The sequence below is a fragment of the Pseudomonas sp. KH_050 genome (assembly GCF_057838875.1).
The window spans coordinates 5,973,347-5,993,640 of the sequence record NZ_CM174478.1; the positions used below are offsets into that span (position 1 = coordinate 5,973,347).

General features: G+C 60.5%; 18 protein-coding genes. 8 read left to right on the plus strand and 10 right to left on the minus strand.

From position 1 onward, the window contains the following. Window positions 1-110: 110 nt before the first annotated feature. The 7 genes from purU to AC3IUA_RS27515 form a co-directional block, all read right to left on the minus strand. The gene (gene purU / locus AC3IUA_RS27485; protein WP_419119901.1) at window positions 111-968 is read right to left on the minus strand and encodes a formyltetrahydrofolate deformylase; all 858 of its coding nucleotides are present in this window, start codon (window positions 966-968) and stop codon (window positions 111-113) included. A gap of 149 nt (window positions 969-1,117) precedes the next feature. Beyond that, window positions 1,118-1,750: a sarcosine oxidase subunit gamma gene (locus AC3IUA_RS27490; RefSeq protein ID WP_489357950.1), complete on the minus strand. Its 633-nt coding sequence runs from the start codon at window positions 1,748-1,750 to the stop codon at window positions 1,118-1,120. Window positions 1,751-1,890: 140 nt separating this feature from the next. Then, a complete protein-coding gene (locus tag AC3IUA_RS27495) occupies window positions 1,891-4,908 on the minus strand; it encodes a sarcosine oxidase subunit alpha (protein WP_489357951.1) in 3,018 nt (1,005 codons plus the stop codon). Further along, on the minus strand, window positions 4,905-5,231 hold the full coding sequence (locus tag AC3IUA_RS27500) for a sarcosine oxidase subunit delta (protein ID WP_489357952.1): 327 nt from the start codon (window positions 5,229-5,231) through the stop codon (window positions 4,905-4,907). Before AC3IUA_RS27500 ends, AC3IUA_RS27495 begins: the two co-directional genes overlap by 4 nt. A gap of 14 nt (window positions 5,232-5,245) precedes the next feature. After that, a complete protein-coding gene (locus AC3IUA_RS27505) occupies window positions 5,246-6,496 on the minus strand; it encodes a sarcosine oxidase subunit beta (RefSeq protein ID WP_489362507.1) in 1,251 nt (416 codons plus the stop codon). A 23-nt stretch (window positions 6,497-6,519) separates the two neighbouring features. Continuing rightward, the gene (gene glyA / locus AC3IUA_RS27510; RefSeq protein WP_489357953.1) at window positions 6,520-7,773 is read right to left on the minus strand and encodes a serine hydroxymethyltransferase; all 1,254 of its coding nucleotides are present in this window, start codon (window positions 7,771-7,773) and stop codon (window positions 6,520-6,522) included. Between the two features lie 234 nt (window positions 7,774-8,007). Beyond that, the gene (locus tag AC3IUA_RS27515; RefSeq protein ID WP_489357954.1) at window positions 8,008-8,745 is read right to left on the minus strand and encodes a TraX family protein; all 738 of its coding nucleotides are present in this window, start codon (window positions 8,743-8,745) and stop codon (window positions 8,008-8,010) included. 116 nt (window positions 8,746-8,861) lie between these two features. Here AC3IUA_RS27515 and AC3IUA_RS27520 point away from each other — a divergent pair, with 116 nt between their 5' ends. From AC3IUA_RS27520 to AC3IUA_RS27545, 6 genes are all read left to right on the plus strand, one after another. Further along, window positions 8,862-9,902, plus strand: a complete 1,041-nt coding sequence (locus AC3IUA_RS27520) for a threonine aldolase family protein (RefSeq protein WP_489357955.1) — start codon at window positions 8,862-8,864, stop codon at window positions 9,900-9,902. A 157-nt stretch (window positions 9,903-10,059) separates the two neighbouring features. After that, on the plus strand, window positions 10,060-11,271 hold the full coding sequence (locus AC3IUA_RS27525; RefSeq protein ID WP_489357956.1) for an MFS transporter: 1,212 nt from the start codon (window positions 10,060-10,062) through the stop codon (window positions 11,269-11,271). Between the two features lie 265 nt (window positions 11,272-11,536). Continuing rightward, complete coding sequence (locus tag AC3IUA_RS27530; protein WP_489357957.1) at window positions 11,537-12,463, plus strand: DUF72 domain-containing protein; 927 nt, start codon at window positions 11,537-11,539, stop codon at window positions 12,461-12,463. After that, window positions 12,460-13,257, plus strand: a complete 798-nt coding sequence (locus tag AC3IUA_RS27535; RefSeq protein WP_489357958.1) for an endonuclease/exonuclease/phosphatase family protein — start codon at window positions 12,460-12,462, stop codon at window positions 13,255-13,257. Before AC3IUA_RS27530 ends, AC3IUA_RS27535 begins: the two co-directional genes overlap by 4 nt. After that, window positions 13,254-14,561: a cardiolipin synthase ClsB gene (clsB, locus tag AC3IUA_RS27540; RefSeq protein ID WP_489357959.1), complete on the plus strand. Its 1,308-nt coding sequence runs from the start codon at window positions 13,254-13,256 to the stop codon at window positions 14,559-14,561. Before AC3IUA_RS27535 ends, clsB begins: the two co-directional genes overlap by 4 nt. Further along, window positions 14,558-15,544 (plus strand): lysylphosphatidylglycerol synthase domain-containing protein, encoded by a 987-nt coding sequence (locus AC3IUA_RS27545; RefSeq protein ID WP_489357960.1) that lies wholly within the window; start codon window positions 14,558-14,560, stop codon window positions 15,542-15,544. Before clsB ends, AC3IUA_RS27545 begins: the two co-directional genes overlap by 4 nt. 73 nt (window positions 15,545-15,617) lie before the next feature. On the opposite strand, the gene AC3IUA_RS27550 is transcribed toward AC3IUA_RS27545, so the two are convergent. From AC3IUA_RS27550 to AC3IUA_RS27560, 3 genes are all read right to left on the minus strand, one after another. Then, window positions 15,618-16,373 (minus strand): alpha/beta hydrolase family protein, encoded by a 756-nt coding sequence (locus AC3IUA_RS27550; protein WP_489357961.1) that lies wholly within the window; start codon window positions 16,371-16,373, stop codon window positions 15,618-15,620. Further along, the gene (locus AC3IUA_RS27555) at window positions 16,363-17,472 is read right to left on the minus strand and encodes a DUF3182 family protein (RefSeq protein ID WP_489357962.1); all 1,110 of its coding nucleotides are present in this window, start codon (window positions 17,470-17,472) and stop codon (window positions 16,363-16,365) included. The genes AC3IUA_RS27550 and AC3IUA_RS27555 overlap by 11 nt, the downstream gene beginning before the upstream one ends. Before the next feature lie 180 nt (window positions 17,473-17,652). Further along, on the minus strand, window positions 17,653-18,651 hold the full coding sequence (locus AC3IUA_RS27560; protein ID WP_489357963.1) for a GlxA family transcriptional regulator: 999 nt from the start codon (window positions 18,649-18,651) through the stop codon (window positions 17,653-17,655). Between the two features lie 101 nt (window positions 18,652-18,752). Between AC3IUA_RS27560 and AC3IUA_RS27565 the strand changes: the two genes are divergently transcribed. Both AC3IUA_RS27565 and AC3IUA_RS27570 read left to right on the plus strand, forming a co-directional pair. Continuing rightward, entirely contained in the window at window positions 18,753-19,307 is a 555-nt protein-coding gene (locus AC3IUA_RS27565) for a cysteine hydrolase family protein (protein ID WP_489357964.1), read from the plus strand. Window positions 19,308-19,332: 25 nt separating this feature from the next. After that, window positions 19,333-20,157 (plus strand): alpha/beta fold hydrolase, encoded by an 825-nt coding sequence (locus tag AC3IUA_RS27570; RefSeq protein WP_489357965.1) that lies wholly within the window; start codon window positions 19,333-19,335, stop codon window positions 20,155-20,157. Window positions 20,158-20,294: the final 137 nt, after the last annotated feature.

The following is a 20,294-nucleotide window of genomic DNA, read 5'->3' on the forward strand; positions in this document are numbered from 1 at the left end:
GTTGTTTTTATGTAGCGGTCGCGTTGCCATGGAGCGGCAGCGCGTTGAATGCTCGGGTTATTGCCTGTGTGTTTTTGTGTTGTTTGGGAGGGCCTGCTTGCGATAGCGATCTAAAGAACGACCGTGCGATTGGCGTTGAGGAATACCCTTCGCTCAATGTGATATCCAACCGCCCGCGCCAACGTCAGCCCTTCGATATCCCGCCCTTTGGCGATCAGATCTTCGGGGTAATGACTGTGGTCCACGGCCTCCACGCCCTGGGCGATAATCGGACCTTCATCCAGGTCGTTGTTGATGTAGTGCGCGGTGGCGCCGACCAGTTTCACGCCCTTGTTGTAGGCCTGGTGGTAGGGCTTGGCGCCTTTGAAACCGGGCAGCAGGGAGTGGTGGATGTTGATCGCCTTGCCGTCGAGCTTGCGGCACAGCTCCGGCGACAGCACTTGCATGTAGCGCGCCAGGACCACCAGTTCGGCGCCGGACTCTTCGATGACTTGCCAGACCTGACGCTCTTGCGATGGCTTGTCGTTCGGGTCCAGCGGGAAATGGTAGTAGGGAATCTGATGCCAATCTGCAAGCGGCTTGAGGTCCGGGTGGTTAGAGACCACCGCGACCACGTCCATGGACAATTGGCCGATGCGCTGGCGGTAGAGCAAGTCGTTGAGGCAGTGATCGGCCTTGGAGACCATGATCACCACTTTTGGCCGGTGGTGCGGCGGTGTCAGCTCGAAGATCATGCCGAAAGCATCGGTCCGCTCGGCCAGACCGGCGCGGAATGCCTGTTCGTCAAAGCCGTCGGGTTGACGGAATTCCACGCGAATGAAGAAGCGGCCGGAAAGCCGATCATCGAAGGAATGGTGCTCGGTGACGTAGCAACCCTGTTCGAACAGAAAACGGGTCACCGCATCCACGGTGCCCAATACGCTTGGGCAATCAGCAGTCAAAATCCATGTATCTGGGGCGCGGCTCATAGTGCGGTGACTCCTTGTGGCGAGGGAGCTTGCTCCCGCTCGGCTGCGTAGCAGTCGTAAACCTACAGATGCGGTCTCACTGGCGGAACGCTATAAATGGCTTTGGGGCTGCTGCGCAGCCCAGCGGGAGCAAGCTCCCTCGCCACAGGTCAGGCCTGAACGCTCAACCCATACTCAGCCGAAGCATCCTGCAACCACAGCCACCAGTAATCGGAGAAACTGCGGCGGATCAGCAGTTCCCAGGTGTCTTCGGCGGTGTGGCGGATCACCAGTTGCGACTTGGCGAACACGGTGCCGACGGCTTTGCCCACCGGGAAGTTGTTGGGGTGTACGTCGTAGCTGGTGGACTTCATCAGCACTTCGCGGACTTTCGGGCCGCTCAGTTCGAGAAGCTGTTGGCCGCCGCTGACGTTGACGATGGAGATGTGCAGGCTACCCAGCGCTTCACGCAGTTTTTTCTCGGCAGCGAATTCTTCGCCAGTCGGCACGATCAGCAGCCATTCATCCGGCCCCATCCATTGCAGGCTGGTTTGGCCCTTGGCGACGACGGTCAGGGCCACAGGCAGTTCCAGGCCCAGCGCCTTGTGCACGCCGGCGGCGAACGCAGGGTCATGGCCGTCGCCACGAATAGTCAGATGACCGAGGAGCTTCTTCTCACGCACGGTCACGCCGGCGTTTTTGCGGCCCTTGCCCACCAGGCTGGCGAGGTCGGCGTGATGCAACGACGACTCGGCCTTGGCCCCGGTGGTTGGGCGTTGTTGGTAAACATTGGCTGCGGTCATAAAGCACCTGTCTTGAATTCTGTTGGTTCCGGCCCTTGTGGTGGCTGTGCCGCCTTCGCGAGCAAGCCCGCTCCCACAAGGGTTACGCGATCTCCTGTGGGAGCGAGCTTGCTCGCGACGCCCCACAGGACCCGAGGCCATTAAATATTCTGGCGATCACCCTTCGGATCGAAGAACACCGAAGAAACGATTTCCGCCTCGATCACGCTGCCGTCGGCCAGCGGTGCGAACACGCGCTCACCGATACGCTTCAAGCCGCCCTTCACCACGCCCATGGCAAACGAATAGCCCAAGGAGTTGTGCAAGTAGCTCGAGGTGACGTGACCGACCATGGTCATCGGGATCGCTTGCTTCGCATTCAGCACAAGCTGCGCGCCTTCTGGCAGCCATTTGGTCGAGTCGATCGGTTTCAGGCCAACCAACTGTTTGCGTTGATCACGCACGCAGTCTTCACGGTTCATGCCGCGCCAGCCGATCCACGAGAACGGTTTGGTGCGGCCAACGCACCAGCCCATGTTCAGGTCGTCCGGGGTCATCGAGCTGTCGGTGTCCTGGCCGACGATGATGAAGCCCTTCTCAGCCCGCAGTACGTGCATGGTTTCGGTGCCGTACGGAGTCAGGTTGTACTTTTTGCCGGCTTCGACGATTTTCTCGAGCACGCCCATGGCGTAGTCGGCCTGCACGTTGACTTCGTACGACAGTTCACCGGTAAACGAAATCCGGAACACCCGTGCCGGCACACCGCCGACCAGGCCTTCTTTCCAGGTCATGAACGGGAAGCCGTCCCTGTCCAGGTCAATGTCGGTGACTTCGCTGAGCAGCTTGCGGCTGTTCGGCCCGGACAGGGTCATAGTCGCCCAGTGGTCGGTGACCGAGGTGAAGTACACCTTGAGGTCTGGCCATTCGGTCTGTTGATAGATTTCCAGCCATTGCAGCACGCGCGCAGCGCCGCCGGTAGTGGTGGTCATCACGAAGTGGTTGTCCGCCAGGCAGGCCGTTACGCCGTCGTCGAAGACCATTCCGTCTTCTTTGCACATCAGGCCATAACGGGCCTTGCCCACATCGAGCTTGGTCCAGGCGTTGGTGTAGATGCGGTTGAGGAACTCACGCGCATCCGGGCCCTGGATATCGATCTTGCCCAGGGTCGATGCATCGAGCAGGCCGACGCTGTCGCGCACGGCTTTGCATTCGCGTTTGACAGCGGTGTGCAGGTCTTCACCGTTTTTCGGGAAGTACCATGGACGCTTCCACTGACCGACGTCTTCGAACTCGGCGCCGTTCTTCACATGCCAGGCTTGCAAGGCGGTGTAACGTACCGGCTCGAAGATATGACCACAGTGACGACCGGCTACTGCGCCGAAGGTTACCGGCGTGTAGTTCGGGCGGAACATGGTGGTGCCCATCTGCGGGATGGTCACGTTCAGGGAACGGGCGGCGATGGCCAGGCCGTTGACGTTGCCCAGTTTGCCCTGGTCGGTACCGAAGCCCAGTGCGGTGTAGCGTTTGACGTGTTCGACCGATTCGAAACCTTCGCGGGTTGCCAGTTCGATGGCGGCGGCGGTGACGTCGTTCTGCAGGTCGACGAATTGCTTCGGCGCCCGTGCGGTGGCTTTTTCGTGGGGTACCTGGAACAGCGCCAGAGTCGGCTCTTCCAGACGGGTCAGGGCTTTTGGCAAGACACCTTCGACCGTTTTGAAGCCGGCTTCGCTGGCAGCGCGCACGCCCCCTTCAAAACCGTCAGCCAAGGTGTCGCCGAGGCTGTACACGCCATTCACGCCGCCGACGCACACGCGTTTCTGCGGTGCTTCACCCGGCACGAAACCGAGGATATCTTCACGCCAGATCGGCTTGCCACCCAGGTGCGAAGCCAGGTGAACCACCGGGCTGTAGCCGCCGGAGCTGGCCACCAGGTCGCAGTCCAGCCATTCGCCAGGACTGGTCACGGTGTGGGCTTTGACATCGATGGCGGCAACCCGGGCTGCGGTCACGTGCTTGGTGCCGCGCGCTTCGACCACTGCGCTGCCAGTCAGGATACGGATGCCTTTGGCTCGTGCTTCTTCTACCAGCGCGCCGCGAGGATTGCTCCGTGCGTCGGCGATGGCCACCACTTGCAGGCTGGCGTCGAGCCAGTCCAGCGCCACGCGGTAGGCGTGATCGTTGTTGGTGGAGAGCACGAGTTTTTTGCCCGGTGCCACGCCGTAACGACGGACGTAAGTCGAGACTGCGCCAGCGAGCATGTTGCCCGGCACGTCATTGTTGCCGTAGACCAGTGGACGCTCGTGAGCGCCGGTAGCCAGCACCACACGCTTGGCGCGAACCCGGTGGATGCGCTGACGGACTTGACCGATCGGTGCGCGGTCGCCGAGGTGATCGGTGAGGCGCTCGTGAATGGTCAGGAAGTTATGGTCGTGGTAGCCGTTGACCGTGGCGCGCGGCAACAGCACCACGTCCGGCAGGGATTTGAGCTCAGCGATAACGCTGGCGACCCATTCGGTGGCCGGTTTGCCGTCGAGGCTTTCGCGGGAGTCGAGCAGGCTGCCGCCGAACTCTTCCTGTTCGTCCGCCAGAATCACCCGGGCACCGCTGCGTGCCGCCGCCAAAGCAGCCGCCAGGCCAGCAGGGCCGCCGCCGACGATCAGCACGTCGCAGTGACGGTTCATGTAGTCGTAGGTGTCCGGATCGTTCTCGGTCGGCGAACGACCAAGACCTGCGGCCTTGCGAATGTACTTCTCGTAGGTCATCCAGAACGATTGCGGGTACATGAAGGTTTTGTAGTAGAAGCCCGGCGGCATCAGCTTGCCACCGACCTTGCCGAGAATCCCCATCATGTCGTTGTTGACACTCGGCCAGCCGTTGGTGCTGGTGGCGACCAGGCCCTGGTACAGCGCTTGTTGAGTCGCGCGCACGTTAGGGATTTGCGTGGCTTCGGTGGCGCCGATCTGCAGCACCGCGTTCGGCTCTTCGGCACCGGCGGCGAAGATGCCGCGCGGGCGGGAGTATTTGAAGCTGCGACCGATGATGTCGACACCGTTGGCCAGCAAGGCTGCGGCCAGGGTGTCACCTTCGAAGCCTTTGTAGATCTGGCCGTTGAAGGTGAAGCTCAAGACTTTGTTGCGGTCGATCCGGCCGCCGTTGGACAGACGATTGATCTGGCTCATACCTTCTCTCCCAGGCCAGTGGCGACTTTCGCCGTCTCTGTCTTGCCGGTGAATTGCGGCTTGGCGCCGATCTTGTAGGTTTCGAGAATCTCGTAGGTCACGGTGTCTCGGGTAGCGTTGAAGTACTGGCGGCAACCGGCGACGTGATCCCACAGTTCGTGGTGCAACCCGCGTGGGTTGTCACGGAAGAACATGTAGTCGCCCCACTCCTCGTCGGTGCAGGCGTTCGGGTCCAGTGGGCGCGGGATGTGCGCCTGGCCGGATGCATGGAATTCCTCTTCGGAGCGCAGTTCGCCGCAGTGAGGACAGAAGATGTGCAACATAGGGATTTCTCCTGTTAGTGGGCGACAGCTGCAGCGCCGTGTTCATCGATCAACGCACCGCTGTGGAAGCGGTCGATGGAGAAGGGTGCGGCCAACGGGTGCATTTCACCCTTGGCAAGGCTTGCGGCAAACACGTTGCCCGAGCCAGGTGTCGCTTTGAAGCCACCGGTGCCCCAACCGCAGTTGAAGAACATGTTTGGAACCGGGGTTTTCGAGATGATCGGGCAAGCATCCGGAGTGGTGTCGACGATGCCGCCCCACTGACGGTTCATGCGTACGCGCGACAGCACCGGGAACATCTCGACGATGGCCTGAACGGTGTGCTCGATCACCGGGTACGAACCACGCTGGCCGTAGCCGTTGTAGCCGTCGATACCGGCGCCGATCACCAGGTCGCCCTTGTCGGACTGGCTGATGTAACCGTGCACGGCGTTGGACATGATCACGCTGTCGATAATCGGCTTGATCGGCTCGGACACCAGCGCTTGCAGCGGGTGGGATTCGATCGGCAGACGGAAGCCGGCGAGTTTGGCCATGTGCCCGGAGTTACCGGCCGTGACCACGCCGACGCGCTTGGCGCCGATGAAACCTTTGTTGGTTTCCACACCGATGCACACGCCGTTTTCCTTGCGGAAGCCGATCACTTCGGTCTGTTGAATCAGGTCCACGCCCAAGGCATCGGCGGCACGGGCAAAGCCCCAGGCCACGGCATCGTGACGGGCCACGCCGCCGCGACGCTGGACGGTTGCGCCCATCACCGGGTAGCGAGTGTTTTTCGAGCAGTCGAGGTACGGGATCTCATCAGCGACTTGCTTGGCATCAAGCAATTCACCGTCCACGCCGTTGAGGCGGTTGGCGCTGACCCGACGCTCGGAATCACGAATGTCCTGCAGGGTGTGGCACAGGTTGTAGACGCCACGCTGAGAGAACATCACGTTGTAGTTCAGATCCTGGGACAGGCCTTCCCACAGTTTCATTGCGTGTTCGTACAGGTGCGCCGACTCGTCCCACAGGTAGTTGGAGCGAACGATGGTGGTATTGCGCGCGGTGTTACCGCCGCCCAGCCAGCCTTTTTCGACCACGGCCACGTTGGTGATGCCGTGTTCCTTGGCCAGGTAGTAGGCGGTCGCCAGACCATGCCCGCCACCGCCGACAATGACCACGTCATAGACCTTTTTCGGGGTCGGCGTGCGCCACATCTTCTGCCAGTTTTCATGGTGGCTGAGGGAGTGCTTGAAGAGGCCGAAGCCCGAGTAGCGTTGCATAGTCATTTACTCCAAAACTGCTCTCAGCGGTAAACCGGGAAGTCCGCGCACAGGGCTGCCACATTCTTCGCCACATCGGCCTCGACATCGGCATCGCCGAGGTTGTCGAGAATGTCGCAGATCCAGCCGGCCAGCTCGACACACTGAGCGACCTTGAAGCCGCGGGTGGTGACCGCCGGGGTGCCGATGCGCAGGCCCGAGGTGACGAACGGCGACTGCGGATCGTTGGGTACGGCGTTCTTGTTCACGGTGATGTGCGCACGACCCAACGCGGCGTCGGCTTCTTTACCGGTGAGGCCCTGACGGATCAGGCTGACCAGGAACAGGTGGTTGTCGGTGCCGCCGGACACTACATCGTAGCCGCGTTTGATAAATACGCTGGCCATCGCTTGGGCGTTGTCGATCACTTGCTGCTGATAAACCTTGAAGCCAGGCTCCAGCGCTTCCTTGAAGCACACCGCTTTAGCGGCGATCACGTGCATCAGCGGGCCGCCCTGACCACCAGGGAATACGGCAGCGTTGAGTTTCTTTTCCAGCTCTTCGTTGGCCTTGGCCAGGATCAGCCCGCCACGTGGACCACGCAGGGTTTTGTGAGTGGTGGTGGTAACCACATCGGCATACGGCAGCGGGTTCGGGTACAGACCGGCAGCCACCAGACCGGCGACGTGGGCCATGTCGACGAACAGGTAAGCGCCAACTTTGTCCGCGATCTGACGGAAGCGTGGGAAATCCAGGGTTTTCGAGTAGGCCGAGAAACCGGCGATGATCATTTTCGGCTTGTGCTCGACCGCCATGCGCTCGACTTCGTCGTAATCGATCAGCCCGGTGACGGTGTCGATGCCGTACTGCACGGCGTTATAAAGCTTGCCGGAGAAGCTGACCTTGGCGCCGTGGGTCAGGTGACCACCGTGGGCCAGGCTCATGCCCAGTACGGTGTCGCCGGCCTGCAACAGGGCGAGGAACACCGCGGCGTTAGCCTGGCTGCCGGAGTGCGGCTGGACGTTGGCGTAGTCGGCACCGAACAGCTGCTTGGCGCGCTCGATGGCCAGGGCCTCGACCTTGTCGACGTGCTCGCAACCACCGTAGTAGCGCTTGCCCGGATAGCCTTCGGCGTATTTGTTGGTCAGGCCGCTACCTTGCGCTTCCATGACGCGTTTGCTGGTGTAGTTTTCCGACGCGATCAGCTCGATGTGATCTTCCTGACGTTGCTCCTCGGCATCCATCGCTGCCAACAGTGCATCGTCATAACCCTGGATTTGGTCTTGCTTGCTGAACATCGCGTCTCTCCCAGCGGCGGCGGTGCGCCATTCGTCTCGGTGAGGCCTCTGCCCTAAGGCAGTGCCCTTTGGATGCGATGGTATGGCCGGCGCAGACAGGCCAAATGCCTATGGACGCCACGCAAAGGTGCGTTTACGACATGCACTTTGTAGGAGCTGCCGCAGGCTGAGATCTTTTGATCCTTTAAGAGCAAAGTCAAAAGATCGCAGCCTGCGGCAGCTCCTACGCAGGTGTCAGGCGATGAGTTGTCGTAAAGCCAGCAGCGCGAGGAAATGCACCGGATACAGCGCATACGCCCAACGACGCATCGGGGGTGGCGCCCAATGGCCCATATGCCGCAACAGCAGCAGGCCGATCAACGGTGCGACCAGACAAACGGCGATACCGAGAATCGCCACGCTATTGCCATCAGCGACGCCGGGCCATAGCGTTTTCCACTGATTGGCCGCCAGGCACACCAGCCCCGGCAACAGGCTGAAATACCAGGGCCGTCGCAACACCAGCAGGGTGGCCAGCGGCAGCAAGACCCCGAAGAAACCGAACATCAAGCGCTCGGGGAACAGCGCGGCCAACAGCAGCGCCCCTATCGCCAGCAGCTGCGCCTGAGCCGTTCGATGCAGCCAGCCTCGCGCAACCAGCAAGCCCAGCATCAGGCTGGGCAGCACGTTAAGGGTGTCCGGGTGGGGAATGAACAGCCGATAAGGCATCTCGCTCACTACGCTAAACAGCAGGAGCCAGCCCAGGTAACGCCATTGCCCATCGGCGCCCGGCCGGCCAGTCCGGGCCAGATTGCACGCGATCGCCAGGCAGAACCAGGGAAACGCCAGGCGTCCGGGCACATACAGCACATCGAGGCTCAAGGCGACGTATCGCAGGTGATCGAGCAGCATGCTCAACAGCGCCAGCCATTTGAGCAGATCCAGCGCACCGTCGCGGGCAGGTGTTGCAGGCTTCATGGAAGAGTCGCGCATAATCCCTCAAGCAGTTTGCATTTTTCCTACGGAAACTGGGCGTGTGCTACCCCGCCAATCTTGGGTAAAGTGCGCACCATCATCGACCACGCTGCTCTCAACCACGGAAGACGGCCATGACCGACAAGAGCCAACAATTCGCCAGCGACAATTATTCCGGCATCTGCCCTGAAGCCTGGGCCGCCATGGAGCAGGCCAATCATGGCCACCAACGCGCTTATGGCGACGATGAGTGGACCGCCCGCGCCGCCGATCATTTCCGCAAACTGTTTGAAACCGACTGTGAAGTGTTCTTCGCCTTCAACGGCACCGCGGCCAACTCCCTGGCACTGTCTTCGTTGTGCCAGAGTTACCACAGCGTGATCTGCTCGGAAACCGCCCACGTCGAAACCGACGAATGTGGCGCCCCGGAGTTTTTCTCCAACGGTTCCAAGCTGCTGACCGCCCGCACTGAAAACGGCAAGCTGACCCCCGAATCGATCCGCGAGATCGCCCTCAAGCGCCAGGACATCCACTACCCGAAACCACGCGTAGTGACCCTGACCCAGGCGACCGAAGTCGGCAGCGTCTATCGCCCGGAAGAAATCCGCGCCATCAGCGCCACCTGCAAGGAGCTGGGCCTGAACCTGCACATGGACGGCGCGCGTTTCTCCAACGCCTGTGCGTTCCTCGACTGCTCGCCGGCAGACCTGACCTGGAAGGCCGGGGTCGACGTGCTGTGTTTCGGCGGGACGAAAAACGGTATGGCGGTGGGTGAGGCGATTCTGTTCTTCAACCATAAACTGGCCGAAGACTTCGACTACCGCTGCAAACAGGCCGGGCAGCTGGCGTCGAAAATGCGCTTTCTCTCCGCGCCCTGGGTCGGCATCCTGGAACACGATGCCTGGCTCAAACACGCGCATCACGCCAACCACTGCGCACAACTGCTGAGCAGTCTGGTCGAGGACATTCCTGGCGTCGAATTGATGTTTCCGGTGGAAGCCAACGGGGTGTTCCTGCAACTCTCGGAACCGGCCATCGCCGCCCTGACGGCTAAGGGCTGGCGCTTCTACACTTTCATCGGCAATGGCGGCGCGCGCTTCATGTGCTCGTGGGACACCGAAGAGGCACGGGTGCGAGAACTGGCGGCCGATATTCGCGAAGTGATGTCGCACTAAATCCGCAACGGGGCCGAGCTGCAAAGCCCCCCCGCAAGGTTTGCCCACGGGCAAACCTTTGACTTTCAGTCAAATATCTTATGCCGATAAGGCTATTTTTCTGCACGAGTCGAACATCGACACTGCGCTCCTGATTCAAATCACTGGAGTTGCAGCCATGCCCATTGCCTTGCTCGCGCTGACCCTAAGCGCATTCGCCATCGGGACGACCGAGTTCGTCATCGTTGGTCTGTTACCCACCATTGGCGCCGACCTTGGGGTCGACCTGCCATCCGCCGGCCTGCTGGTCAGCCTTTACGCACTGGGCGTGGCCGTAGGCGCACCGGTGCTCACCGCGCTGACCGGTAAAGTGCCGCGCAAACTCTTGCTGTTGTCACTGATGGTGTTGTTCACCCTCGGCAACCTGCTGGCCTGGAAAGCGCCGAGCTACGAATCGCTGGTCATTGCGCGAATCGTCACCGGACTCGCCCATGGGGTGTTCTTCTCTATCGGCTCGATCATCGCCACCAGCCTGGTGCCAAAGGAAAAAGCCGCCAGCGCGATTGCGATCATGTTTACCGGCCTGACCGTGGCCCTGGTCACTGGCGTGCCGCTGGGTACGTTCATTGGTCAGCACTTCGGCTGGCGGGAAACCTTCCTCGCAGTCTCGGCCCTGGGTCTGATCGCCTTTATCGGTAGCCTGCTCTACGTGCCGAAAAACATCGCCCACAGCAAACCCGCTTCATTGTTGCAGCAGCTGCAAGTGCTGAAACAACCGCGACTGTTGCTGGTGTACGCCATGACCGCGATCGGCTATGGCGGTTCGTTCATCGCCTTTACCTACCTGGCACCCATTCTGCAGGACATCTCCGGCTTTAGCGCTGGCACTGTCAGCCTGGTGCTGCTGGTCTACGGGATCTCGGTGGCTATCGGTAACATCTGGGGCGGTAAACTGGCCGACAAACGCGGCCCGATCAGTGCCCTGAAAATAGTCTTCGCCCTGCTCGCCGCCGTGCTCTTCGTATTGACCTTCACCGCCGGCAACCCTTGGCTGGCACTGGCCACTGTGTTGGTCTGGGGCGCGGTGGCCTTCGGCAACGTACCGGGTCTGCAGGTCTATGTAGTGCGTCAGGCCGAACACCACACGCCGAATGCGGTGGACGTGGCTTCCGGCCTCAATATCGCCGCCTTCAACCTCGGCATTGCCGGTGGTGCCTGGGGTGGCGGCCTGATCGTCACCCACATGGGGCTGATTCATACCGCATGGATCGGCGGCCTGGTGGTGCTGGTCGCCCTGGCATTGACCTCCTTGAGTGGTCGCCTCGATCGCTTGGGGCCGGTGTACGCAGAACCTGCCGAAGGTATGGCGCGGGTAGTAGGCAGTCATTGAGCCGCAGCCGTTTTTGTTTGTGCCCTGGAGCTTGCTTGTAGCAGCTGGCGCAGCCTGCGTTCGACTGCGAAGCAGTCGCAATACGGCTGAGGTGTTCTGCCGGAAGAAACACGATTGCAGGTTTTACGACTGCTGCGCAGCCGAACGCAGGCTGCGCCAGCTGCTACGGGTAACTCACCGTCTGTAAACCCGTCGAAACTTTCCCGCCAGAAACACAGTCATCAAAAGAACGGAGGTGATTCGGCGAGACACGACGGGAGGACACATGGCGGTAATTCATATCGGTATTTCCGGCTGGCGCTACAAACCTTGGCGAGGTGATTTCTACCCCGAAGGACTGACCCAGAACCGTGAGTTGCAGTTCGCTTCGCGGGCGGTCAACAGCATCGAAATCAACGGATCGTTCTATGCGCTGCAAACGCCTCAGCGCTATGCCGACTGGTACGCCGATACCCCGAAAGGCTTCGTCTTCAGCGTCAAGGCGCCCCGCTACATCACCCATATCCTGCGTCTGCGGGACGTCCACAAACCCTTGGCCAATTTTTTCGCTTCCGGGGTGCTGGAGCTGAAGGAAAAACTTGGGCCAATCCTCTGGCAATTCCCGCCGAGCTTCAAGTTCAACCCCGAATTGTTCGAAGCCTTTCTCGCCCAGATCCCGACGAATACCCAACAGGCAGCGGACCTCGCCCGACAACACGAAGCCCGCCTGAACGGCAAAGCCAGTATGAAGGCCCACGGAAAAAAGCCGCTGCGGCACGCCGTGGAAATCCGCCACGACAGCTTTGCGGTCCCGGAGTTTGTCACCTTGCTCAAGCGTTATAGCGCCGCACTGGTCATCGCCGATACGGCCGGCAAGTGGCCCTACCGTGAAGACCTGACCAGCGATTTTGTGTATATGCGCCTGCATGGCGACAAACAGCTCTACGCCAGCGGCTACACAACCGAGGCGCTAAAACGCTGGGGCGATCGAATCGACACCTGGAGCCACGGCAAACAACCGGCCGATGCGCAGTTGATCGACCACCAGCAAAAGCCCAAAGCGCGAAAAACCCGCGAGGTGTTTTGTTACTTCGACAATGACCTCAAGGTCCACGCGCCCTTCGATGCCCGTCGCCTGATACAGCACCTGGGTCTGGATGCCGCACTGGCGACCGAGCCGGGCAAGTCGCCGGAACCCGGGGTATTGCCATGAGCCTGCGGGAGCCGACAAGCGAACATTGCGATATCACACCAGGCACCACGGCGGTCTGCCGCTTTACCGTGCTGACCGTCAATATCCACATGGGTTTCACCGCCCTCAACCGACGTTTTATCTTGCCGGAACTGCGCGAAGCGGTGCGTAGCGTGGCCGCCGACGTGGTGTTTCTCCAAGAGGTGCACGGCATCCACGAGCCTCATTCACGGCGCTTCAGCAACTGGCCGACGATGCCGCAGTACGAATACCTCGCCGACACTATCTGGCCACAGTTCGCCTATGGGCGTAACGCGGTGTATCCCTCGGGCGACCATGGCAATGCACTGTTGTCGAAATTCCAGATCATTCGCCATGACAATCTCGACGTATCGATCTCCGGGCGGGAAAACCGCGGGCTGTTGCATTGCGTATTACGCTTACCCGGTGACGGCCGTGAAGTACACGCGATTTGCGTCCACCTTGGGTTGCTCGAATCCCATCGCCGCCAGCAGTTGCAACTCTTGGCGCACCGTTTGGGAGAGCTACCTGCAGATGCACCGGTGATTGTCGCTGGCGATTTCAACGATTGGCGCCAGCGGGCCGATGCGCTACTCAAACCCTGCGGCTTGCGCGAAGTGTTCGCCGAACACTATGGCAAACCGGCGCGCAGTTTCCCGGCGCGACTGCCTGCATTGCGTCTGGACCGGATTTACGTGCGCAATCTGAAGGCGCAGCATCCGAAAGTATTGAAGGCACGCCCTTGGTCCCATCTGTCTGATCATGCACCGCTGTCGGTGGAGATCGAGCTATGAGCAGCACGCCGATGGAAAAAACCCCGGTGGACAACTTACCCACAACCCAATCCCTACGGGACCGGGCGTTTGGAGATATCGAGTACGGCTGGCAGAGCAACAACCGGGTCGAGCTGCTGGAAAATGGCGAAGCGTATTTTCCCCGAGTGTTCGAAGTCCTGCGCCAGGCGCAGAACGAAATCCTCATCGAGACCTTCATTTTGTTCGAGGACAAGGTGGGCAATGAGCTGCAAAGCATCCTGATCGAAGCAGCGCAACGAGGCGTGCGGATCACCATGAGCCTGGACGGATTCGGTTGCGGTGAGCTGAGCACTGACTTCCTGGCGGCCCTGAGCGCTGCCGGAGTACGCCTGCAAATATTCGATCCGGCGCCGCTGACCCTTGGCTTGCTGCGGACTAACTGGTTCCGTCGTCTGCATCGCAAGATCGTGGTGGTCGACGGCGAAATCGCATTCCTTGGCGGGATCAATTTTTCCGCTGATCACCTCGCAGACTTCGGTCCCGAAGCCAAGCAGGATTACGCGGTCGAGGTCCAGGGCCCGGCGGTGGTCGACATCCACCATTTCACCCTGCTGCAAAGTGGCCGGCCGGCCCATGCCAAATATTGGTGGCAACGCCGCCGCAGACGTCGCTCGGAATTGGCCTTCACCGAACATGACGGTCAGGTGCGACTGGTCTATCGCGACAATCGCGAACATCAGACGGATATCGAAGAGGTTTACCGGCAGGCCTTGCGCAGAGCAAAACGTCGGGTGGTGATCGCCAACGCCTACTTCTTTCCGGGCTATCGCTTACTGCGCGAAATTCGCAATGCGGCGCGACGCGGGGTCGAGGTACGTCTGATTCTCCAAGGCCAGCCAGACATGCTGATCGCCAAACTCGCGGCGCGCATGACCTATGACTACCTGCTCAAGGATGGCGTGACCATCTACGAGTATTGCGAGCGGCCACTGCACGGCAAAGTCGCGTTGGTGGATGAGGAATGGAGCACCGTGGGTTCGAGCAACCTGGACCCGTTGAGCCTGTCACTGAATCTCGAAGCCAACGTGCTGATTCGCGATCGCGAATTCAATCGCGAGCTGTTCGAGCGCCTGGATCGATTGAGCCGCGAGCACTGCAAGTGCATGCCGCAAAACCGCTCATCGCGCGGGTTGCTTTGGCGGATGACGATCGGGTTTCTGGTGTTCCACTTCCTGCGGCACTTTCCAGCCTGGGCCGGTTGGCTGCCGGCACATAAACCGCGACTCAAACCCTTTACCCATCCGCAGCAAACGTCGAAGACCACCCGGGAGCAGGCGCCATGAGCCACCCCGAATCACACTCGGCGCAAAATGGCTCCCATCCCAACCATGGCTGGAAACGCTGGAAGCGGCCACTGACGGTGGTGTTTTTTCTGCTATTGATTGTGCTGTTCACCCTGCTGGCAAGGCGTATCGACTGGAGCGAGGTAGTCGATACCCTGGCCGACTTCAAGGTGCGCACGCTGATCATCGCCGCCAGCCTGACGCTGGTGAGTTTCCTGGTGTACGCCTGCTTTGACCTGATCGGTCGCACCTATATCCGACAGAATCTGGGCTGGCGGCAGGTTCTGCCGGTGGGATTTATCAGCTATGCCTTCAACCTCAACCTCAGTGCCTGGGTCGGCGGCATCGCCATGCGCTATCGATTGTATTCGCGGCTGGGTGTGAGCACGGCCAATATTGCGAAGATTCTCGGTCTGAGCCTGGCCACCAATTGGCTAGGCTACATGCTGCTGGCTGGATCGGTGTTCAGCAGCGGCCTGGTCAGGCTGCCACCCGGCTGGAAGCTCAGCAGCGATGCCTTTCAAGGGGTTGGGCTGCTGTTATTGTTATTGAGTGCGAGCTACCTCGTAGCCTGCCGCTTTTCCCGGCGACGGACCTGGACTTTGCGCGGTATCGAAATCAACCTGCCATCACTGCGCATGGCGTTGTTGCAATTGTTCCTGGGGGCGCTGAACTGGTCGTTGATGGCCGCGGTGATTTTCACTTTACTGCCCAAGCAGCTCGATTACCCGGTGGTGCTGGGCGTGTTGCTGATCAGCAGCATTGCCGGGGTGATTACTCATATCCCGGCCGGGCTCGGAGTGCTGGAGGCGGTGTTCATCGCGCTGCTGCAACATGAGGTGTCGCGCGGCAGTCTGCTGGCCGGGCTGATTGCCTACCGTGCGATCTATTTCATTGTGCCGCTGTTGATTGCGCTGGTGATGTTCCTGGTGGTCGAGGCCAAGGCCAAGGCGTTGCGGGTGGAGAAGAAGCCTGCGGGGTGAACCTAACATCAAAAAATCGTGCATGGGTCGGTGTAGGAGCGGCCGAAGGCTGCGATCTTTTGGGAATCACCCTTCACCTGGACTGAATCAGACTCAAGCGCTCGCCCACCACCATTTCGGTTATCCAGCCCACCAGGATCGAGGTGTAAGCCTGCTGGGAAATCGGATCGCTCAACGCATGATCGGCGCCATCAATGATCCGGTGGGTCAGCGAGTGGGTCTGCTGACAGGCCGCGCGATAACTCATGATGGTGGCGTGGGGCACATGCTCATCGTGCTCGGATTCAACGATCAGCACGTCCCCGGTAAACGCCGTACAGGCATGCAACGCACGGTTGCTGCCAGCCTGCACCCGGCTGCTGCGGTAATCGAGCAAGTCGGCTTTATCCAGGTCACGCTTGGGTGTGAGCCATAGATCATCGCGGTATAGCGCCGGAACCCTCAGCGCCAGCCAGCGCACCGGGCGCAATGAGGTCAGAATGCTCGCCAGGTAGCCCCCGTAGCTGGTTCCCACCACGGCAACCGCCGAGGTGTCGATAGCCGGATGAGCGAGCAACCGATCATAGGCCGCAAGCAAGTCGCGCAGGTTATCTTCACGGGTCACCTGCGACAGTGCAATGCCATTGCCTGCATGGCCGCGCAGGTCGAAGGTCAGACACACGCAACCCAGTCCGGCAATGCCTTTGGCTCGCTCCAGGTCGCGCTCCTGGCTACCGCCCCAACCGTGCACGAACAATACGCCCGGGACTTTCGATTTGGGACTGAGGAAGGTCCCGCTCATCTGCTCATGGTCGATCTCGATCTGAATCGTTTCGCTTCTAGCCGTCATAGGATTTGACCGTTACGTACTTGAGAAGAAAATCGCTGCTTTCAGCCGGGCCCCGGAACACTTCGATGGCACCCGCCGGTAATGCCTGTCGAGTATAGGTTTCCACCGAGGACACACGGATTGCGCGCATTCCAGGGTCGTTGACGAACGCTTGCAGCGCCGCCACTTCCGCACTGCTCGCACCGCCCATGCGCCACGACTGTTCCAGCACGCCACTGCGCTGCTGGCCGTTGGCATCCAGCCCCTGGGCGATGTCGTAATTGCGCCGCGAGGCGAAGAATGCCGGATAGGCCTCATCCGCCGCGGCATCGAATACCTGGGCCTGGCGGATGGCCAGACGCACGTCATCCGGCAGCTCGAGGGCGAGCAACTCGTCGTAGCCGCCCTGCACTACCAGCAGGTCCGAGCCGCCGTAGACCTTTTCGCCAACGCCGTCTTCCGTCAGGTACTGCTCGCCACAGTAGCTCAGGCGATTGCCGGCGATAACGGTCTGGCCAACGCTGTGGGTCATGACGTTTTGCAAATCCTGCTCGAGCACCACGCCTTCGCTGAACAGCTTGGCGGCTTGCGGCCGGGCAATGATTTCATCGAATTGATCGAGGCTGTTGATCACTTTCTGCCCCCGACCGGCACAGCCGTGAATCGGCTTCATCCGGATCGGCCCGCTGTAGAGCAGGTGGCTTGCCGCCGGCCGGGCATCTCTCAACGAAAAAACGCTGACGCCGTCCAGCACCACAGTGCGAACCCTTTCGCAAAACAGCGGCGCCCAGCCTTCAGGCGCCACCGCGTCTTTGTTCAACAGGCCATGGGTGATGGCTTTGGTGCAGATAAAATCGTGCTCGACGTAACCTCCCCACAGGTCTTCCGGGCCCTTGATCCCGAATTGCCGTGCGTCCTCTGCGCCGACAATGGTTTGCGTGGGCAGCAGATAGAGGTCGCGAGAGGCGTGACGTTCGGCGTCATAACTGCCACCGAACTTGAGTCCGAGAACCTGCGCCAACCAGCGAGCCAGCGCACGGTTGGTTTCGACTTCATGCAATGGCGCCTGCGGGCGGACCGAATGGGCGACCACCAGTTTCTTTCGTTGTGCCGGGGTCATGTGTCCCCCCTTGGCCCTGTGCGTAATGGGTGTCCTGGGATAGGTGCAGGGATCAGGCCAACAGACCAACCGAGAATAGGCTCCACTGATCAGTGGTCTGCCGGCACCGATGCTGGCATTGGGCCTGTCGTATTTTGCACGACCGCTGTGACAGGCAACGCATTTTGCACGACCGAGGATTCAACCCCGCTGGGCCATCGCGAGTGCCGTGACGCCGAACCGGCTTCGGTAATCACTGGGGGCAAGCCCGGTGATTTTCTTGAACGTCGCGCGAAAAGCACTCGGGTCCTGATAGCCGACGGTCCAGGCAATGTGGTCGATGGTGTCGTGGGTGAATTCGAGCATTTCCCTGGCCTTGCCGACCCGTAGATGCTGACAGTACTCGGTGGGTTTCAGGCCTGTCGCCGTCCGAAAGCGCCGCAGGAAGGTACGCTCTTCCAGCCCGGCCCGCTGCGCCATGCTGCTCAGGGATACCTCGACCGCACCATTGCCCTGCAGCCAGTGCTGAACCTTCAGAATAGCGCCGTCGCCATGGCCGAGAATCGGTGAAAAGTTGCTGCCACACTGACTCGCGCTGTCGCTGTGTTCGACCATCAGAAAGCGCGCGGTACTGGTGGCGATACTCGGCCCGAGCAGCCGATCGACCAGCCGTAAACCCAGCTCGGACCAAGCCATGAGTCCAGCGGTGGTGATCAGGTCGCCGTCGTCGATTATGGGTTTGTCGGCATTGAGCCTGACCGCCGGGTAACGCTCGGCAAATTTTTTCGCCGAGGTCCAGTGAGTGGTCGCGCTACGGCCATCGAGCAGACCGCTTTGCGCCAACAGAATCGAGCCCACGCACACGCCACCAAGGGTCGCACCCCCGGAGTGTTGCTGGCGAATCCAGCGCATTAGCACCAGCGGCGCCTGGTCGTCGGAAAAGCCGCCGATCGACGGTGGAATCAGTACCGCCACCAGCGCCTCCTCAGAACCGGGATGGCTGTCAAACACTCGCACGGGCACCTCATCGTCATCGGCCCGCCAATGACTGACCCGCAGTATCGGCAACCGCGACGCCTGATGCTCATCGGCGATGCGGTTGGCCACCCCGAACAGATCGGTCAAACCGTGCACCGCCGCCATCTGCGCCCCGGGATAGATCAGCACGCCGAGTTCGGCGACTGCGCGTTCCACATCCATTGTCAGTTTTCCCCTCTCTATTGTCGGTGCGGCCAATCCTCGGACGCCCTGTCAGACCCAATACTTGATTCCACACCAAGACACACTTCGAGGAAACAGACATGGCCAAGCAAGCACTCATCGTAGTCGATATCCAGAACGACTACTTCCCCCAAGGCAAGTGGCCACTAGTTGGCGTCGAAGCCGCGGCGGACAACGCCGCACGGCTGATTCAGGCCTTTCGCGAGGCCGGTGAGCCGGTGGTGCACATCCGGCACGAATTCACCTCCGACGCGGCGCCGTTCTTCACCCCCGGCTCCGAAGGCGCACACCTGCACCCTAAAGTGACCAACCGTGCGGACGAAACGGTGGTGCTCAAACACTTCGTCAACTCATTTCGCGAAACCGAACTACAGTCAATCCTCGACCAGCAGGGCATCGAGCAACTGGTGATCGTCGGCAACATGAGCCACATATGCGTCGACGCCATCACTCGCGCTGCGGCCGACCTTGGCTACCCGGTCACGGTGATCCACGACGCCTGTGCCTCCCGCGATCTAGAGTTCAACGGTGTTGTTGTTCCGGCCGCCCACGTGCACGCCGCCTTCATGTCGGCCCTGGACTTTGCCTATGCAAGCGTGGTGTCCACCAACGATTTCCTGACTGCCAGCCACTGACGCACACTCATTGGAGACTACTGACATGGCAATGCTTACGACTCGCGAAGGTAATACTCTCTATTACAAGGATTGGGGCAGCGGACAACCGGTAGTGTTCAGCCATGGCTGGCCACTGAGCGCCGACAGCTGGGAATCGCAAATGCTGCACTTCGCGGACAATGGCTATCGGGCCATCGCCCACGACCGGCGCGGCCACGGACGCTCCAGCCAGCCGTGGGACGGCAACGACATGGATCACTACGCCGACGATCTGGCCGAGCTGATCGAACACCTGGACCTCAAGGAGGTAATCCTCTTCGGCTTCTCCACCGGCGGCGGCGAAGTCGCCCGCTACATCGGTCGCCACGGCACCGGACGACTGGCCAAGGCCGGGCTGATTTGCGCCGTGCCACCGCTGATGCTGAAAACCGAGACCAACCCCAAAGGCTTGCCTATCGAAGTTTTCGACGGCATCCGCGCCGGCTCCATCGCCGATCGATCGCAACTCTACAAAGACATCGCCAGCGGCCCGTTCTTCGGCTTCAACCGCCCCGGAGCCAAAGTCTCCCAGGGCTTGATCGACTCGTTCTGGATGCAAGGCATGATGGGCGGGCACAAGAACACCCTGGACAGCATCAAGGCCTTCTCGGAATCCGATTTTCGCGAAGATCTGAAGAAATTCGATATACCGACCCTGATCATCCACGGCGACGATGACCAGATCGTGCCGATCCAGGCTGCCGGACTGGAAAGCGCCAGGCTGATCGAACACGCCAAGCTGATCGTCTACCCGGGGGCACCTCATGGGCTGACGGATACGCATAAAGAGAAGGTGAACGCGGATATGCTGGCCTTTGCCAAAGGCTGATAAAAGCATCAGAAACCAAAAGGCCGGTAGCGTTTGAGTGCTACCGGCCTTTTGTTTACCGTTAGAGAAATCCGAGTCCCTTGGAAGGGTTACGCATCCCCCAATTATCGCCCCCCCTCAAGCTAGCCGAGGGGGGG

What these genes read in the sequence shown, in the direction of transcription:
- AC3IUA_RS27500 (WP_489357952.1), bottom strand. Translation starts at nt 5,231, where the DNA reads ATGTTGCACATCTTCTGTCCTCACTGCGGCGAACTGCGCTCCGAAGAG.
- purU (WP_419119901.1), bottom strand. Translation starts at nt 968, where the DNA reads ATGAGCCGCGCCCCAGATACATGGATTTTGACTGCTGATTGCCCAAGC.
- AC3IUA_RS27515 (WP_489357954.1), bottom strand. Translation starts at nt 8,745, where the DNA reads ATGCGCGACTCTTCCATGAAGCCTGCAACACCTGCCCGCGACGGTGCG.
- AC3IUA_RS27490 (WP_489357950.1), bottom strand. Translation starts at nt 1,750, where the DNA reads ATGACCGCAGCCAATGTTTACCAACAACGCCCAACCACCGGGGCCAAG.
- AC3IUA_RS27520 (WP_489357955.1), top strand. Translation starts at nt 8,862, where the DNA reads ATGACCGACAAGAGCCAACAATTCGCCAGCGACAATTATTCCGGCATC.
- AC3IUA_RS27545 (WP_489357960.1), top strand. Translation starts at nt 14,558, where the DNA reads ATGAGCCACCCCGAATCACACTCGGCGCAAAATGGCTCCCATCCCAAC.
- AC3IUA_RS27535 (WP_489357958.1), top strand. Translation starts at nt 12,460, where the DNA reads ATGAGCCTGCGGGAGCCGACAAGCGAACATTGCGATATCACACCAGGC.
- AC3IUA_RS27550 (WP_489357961.1), bottom strand. Translation starts at nt 16,373, where the DNA reads ATGACGGCTAGAAGCGAAACGATTCAGATCGAGATCGACCATGAGCAG.
- AC3IUA_RS27495 (WP_489357951.1), bottom strand. Translation starts at nt 4,908, where the DNA reads ATGAGCCAGATCAATCGTCTGTCCAACGGCGGCCGGATCGACCGCAAC.
- AC3IUA_RS27560 (WP_489357963.1), bottom strand. Translation starts at nt 18,651, where the DNA reads ATGGATGTGGAACGCGCAGTCGCCGAACTCGGCGTGCTGATCTATCCC.
- AC3IUA_RS27525 (WP_489357956.1), top strand. Translation starts at nt 10,060, where the DNA reads ATGCCCATTGCCTTGCTCGCGCTGACCCTAAGCGCATTCGCCATCGGG.
- AC3IUA_RS27565 (WP_489357964.1), top strand. Translation starts at nt 18,753, where the DNA reads ATGGCCAAGCAAGCACTCATCGTAGTCGATATCCAGAACGACTACTTC.
- clsB (WP_489357959.1), top strand. Translation starts at nt 13,254, where the DNA reads ATGAGCAGCACGCCGATGGAAAAAACCCCGGTGGACAACTTACCCACA.
- glyA (WP_489357953.1), bottom strand. Translation starts at nt 7,773, where the DNA reads ATGTTCAGCAAGCAAGACCAAATCCAGGGTTATGACGATGCACTGTTG.
- AC3IUA_RS27555 (WP_489357962.1), bottom strand. Translation starts at nt 17,472, where the DNA reads ATGACCCCGGCACAACGAAAGAAACTGGTGGTCGCCCATTCGGTCCGC.
- AC3IUA_RS27505 (WP_489362507.1), bottom strand. Translation starts at nt 6,496, where the DNA reads ATGCAACGCTACTCGGGCTTCGGCCTCTTCAAGCACTCCCTCAGCCAC.
- AC3IUA_RS27530 (WP_489357957.1), top strand. Translation starts at nt 11,537, where the DNA reads ATGGCGGTAATTCATATCGGTATTTCCGGCTGGCGCTACAAACCTTGG.
- AC3IUA_RS27570 (WP_489357965.1), top strand. Translation starts at nt 19,333, where the DNA reads ATGGCAATGCTTACGACTCGCGAAGGTAATACTCTCTATTACAAGGAT.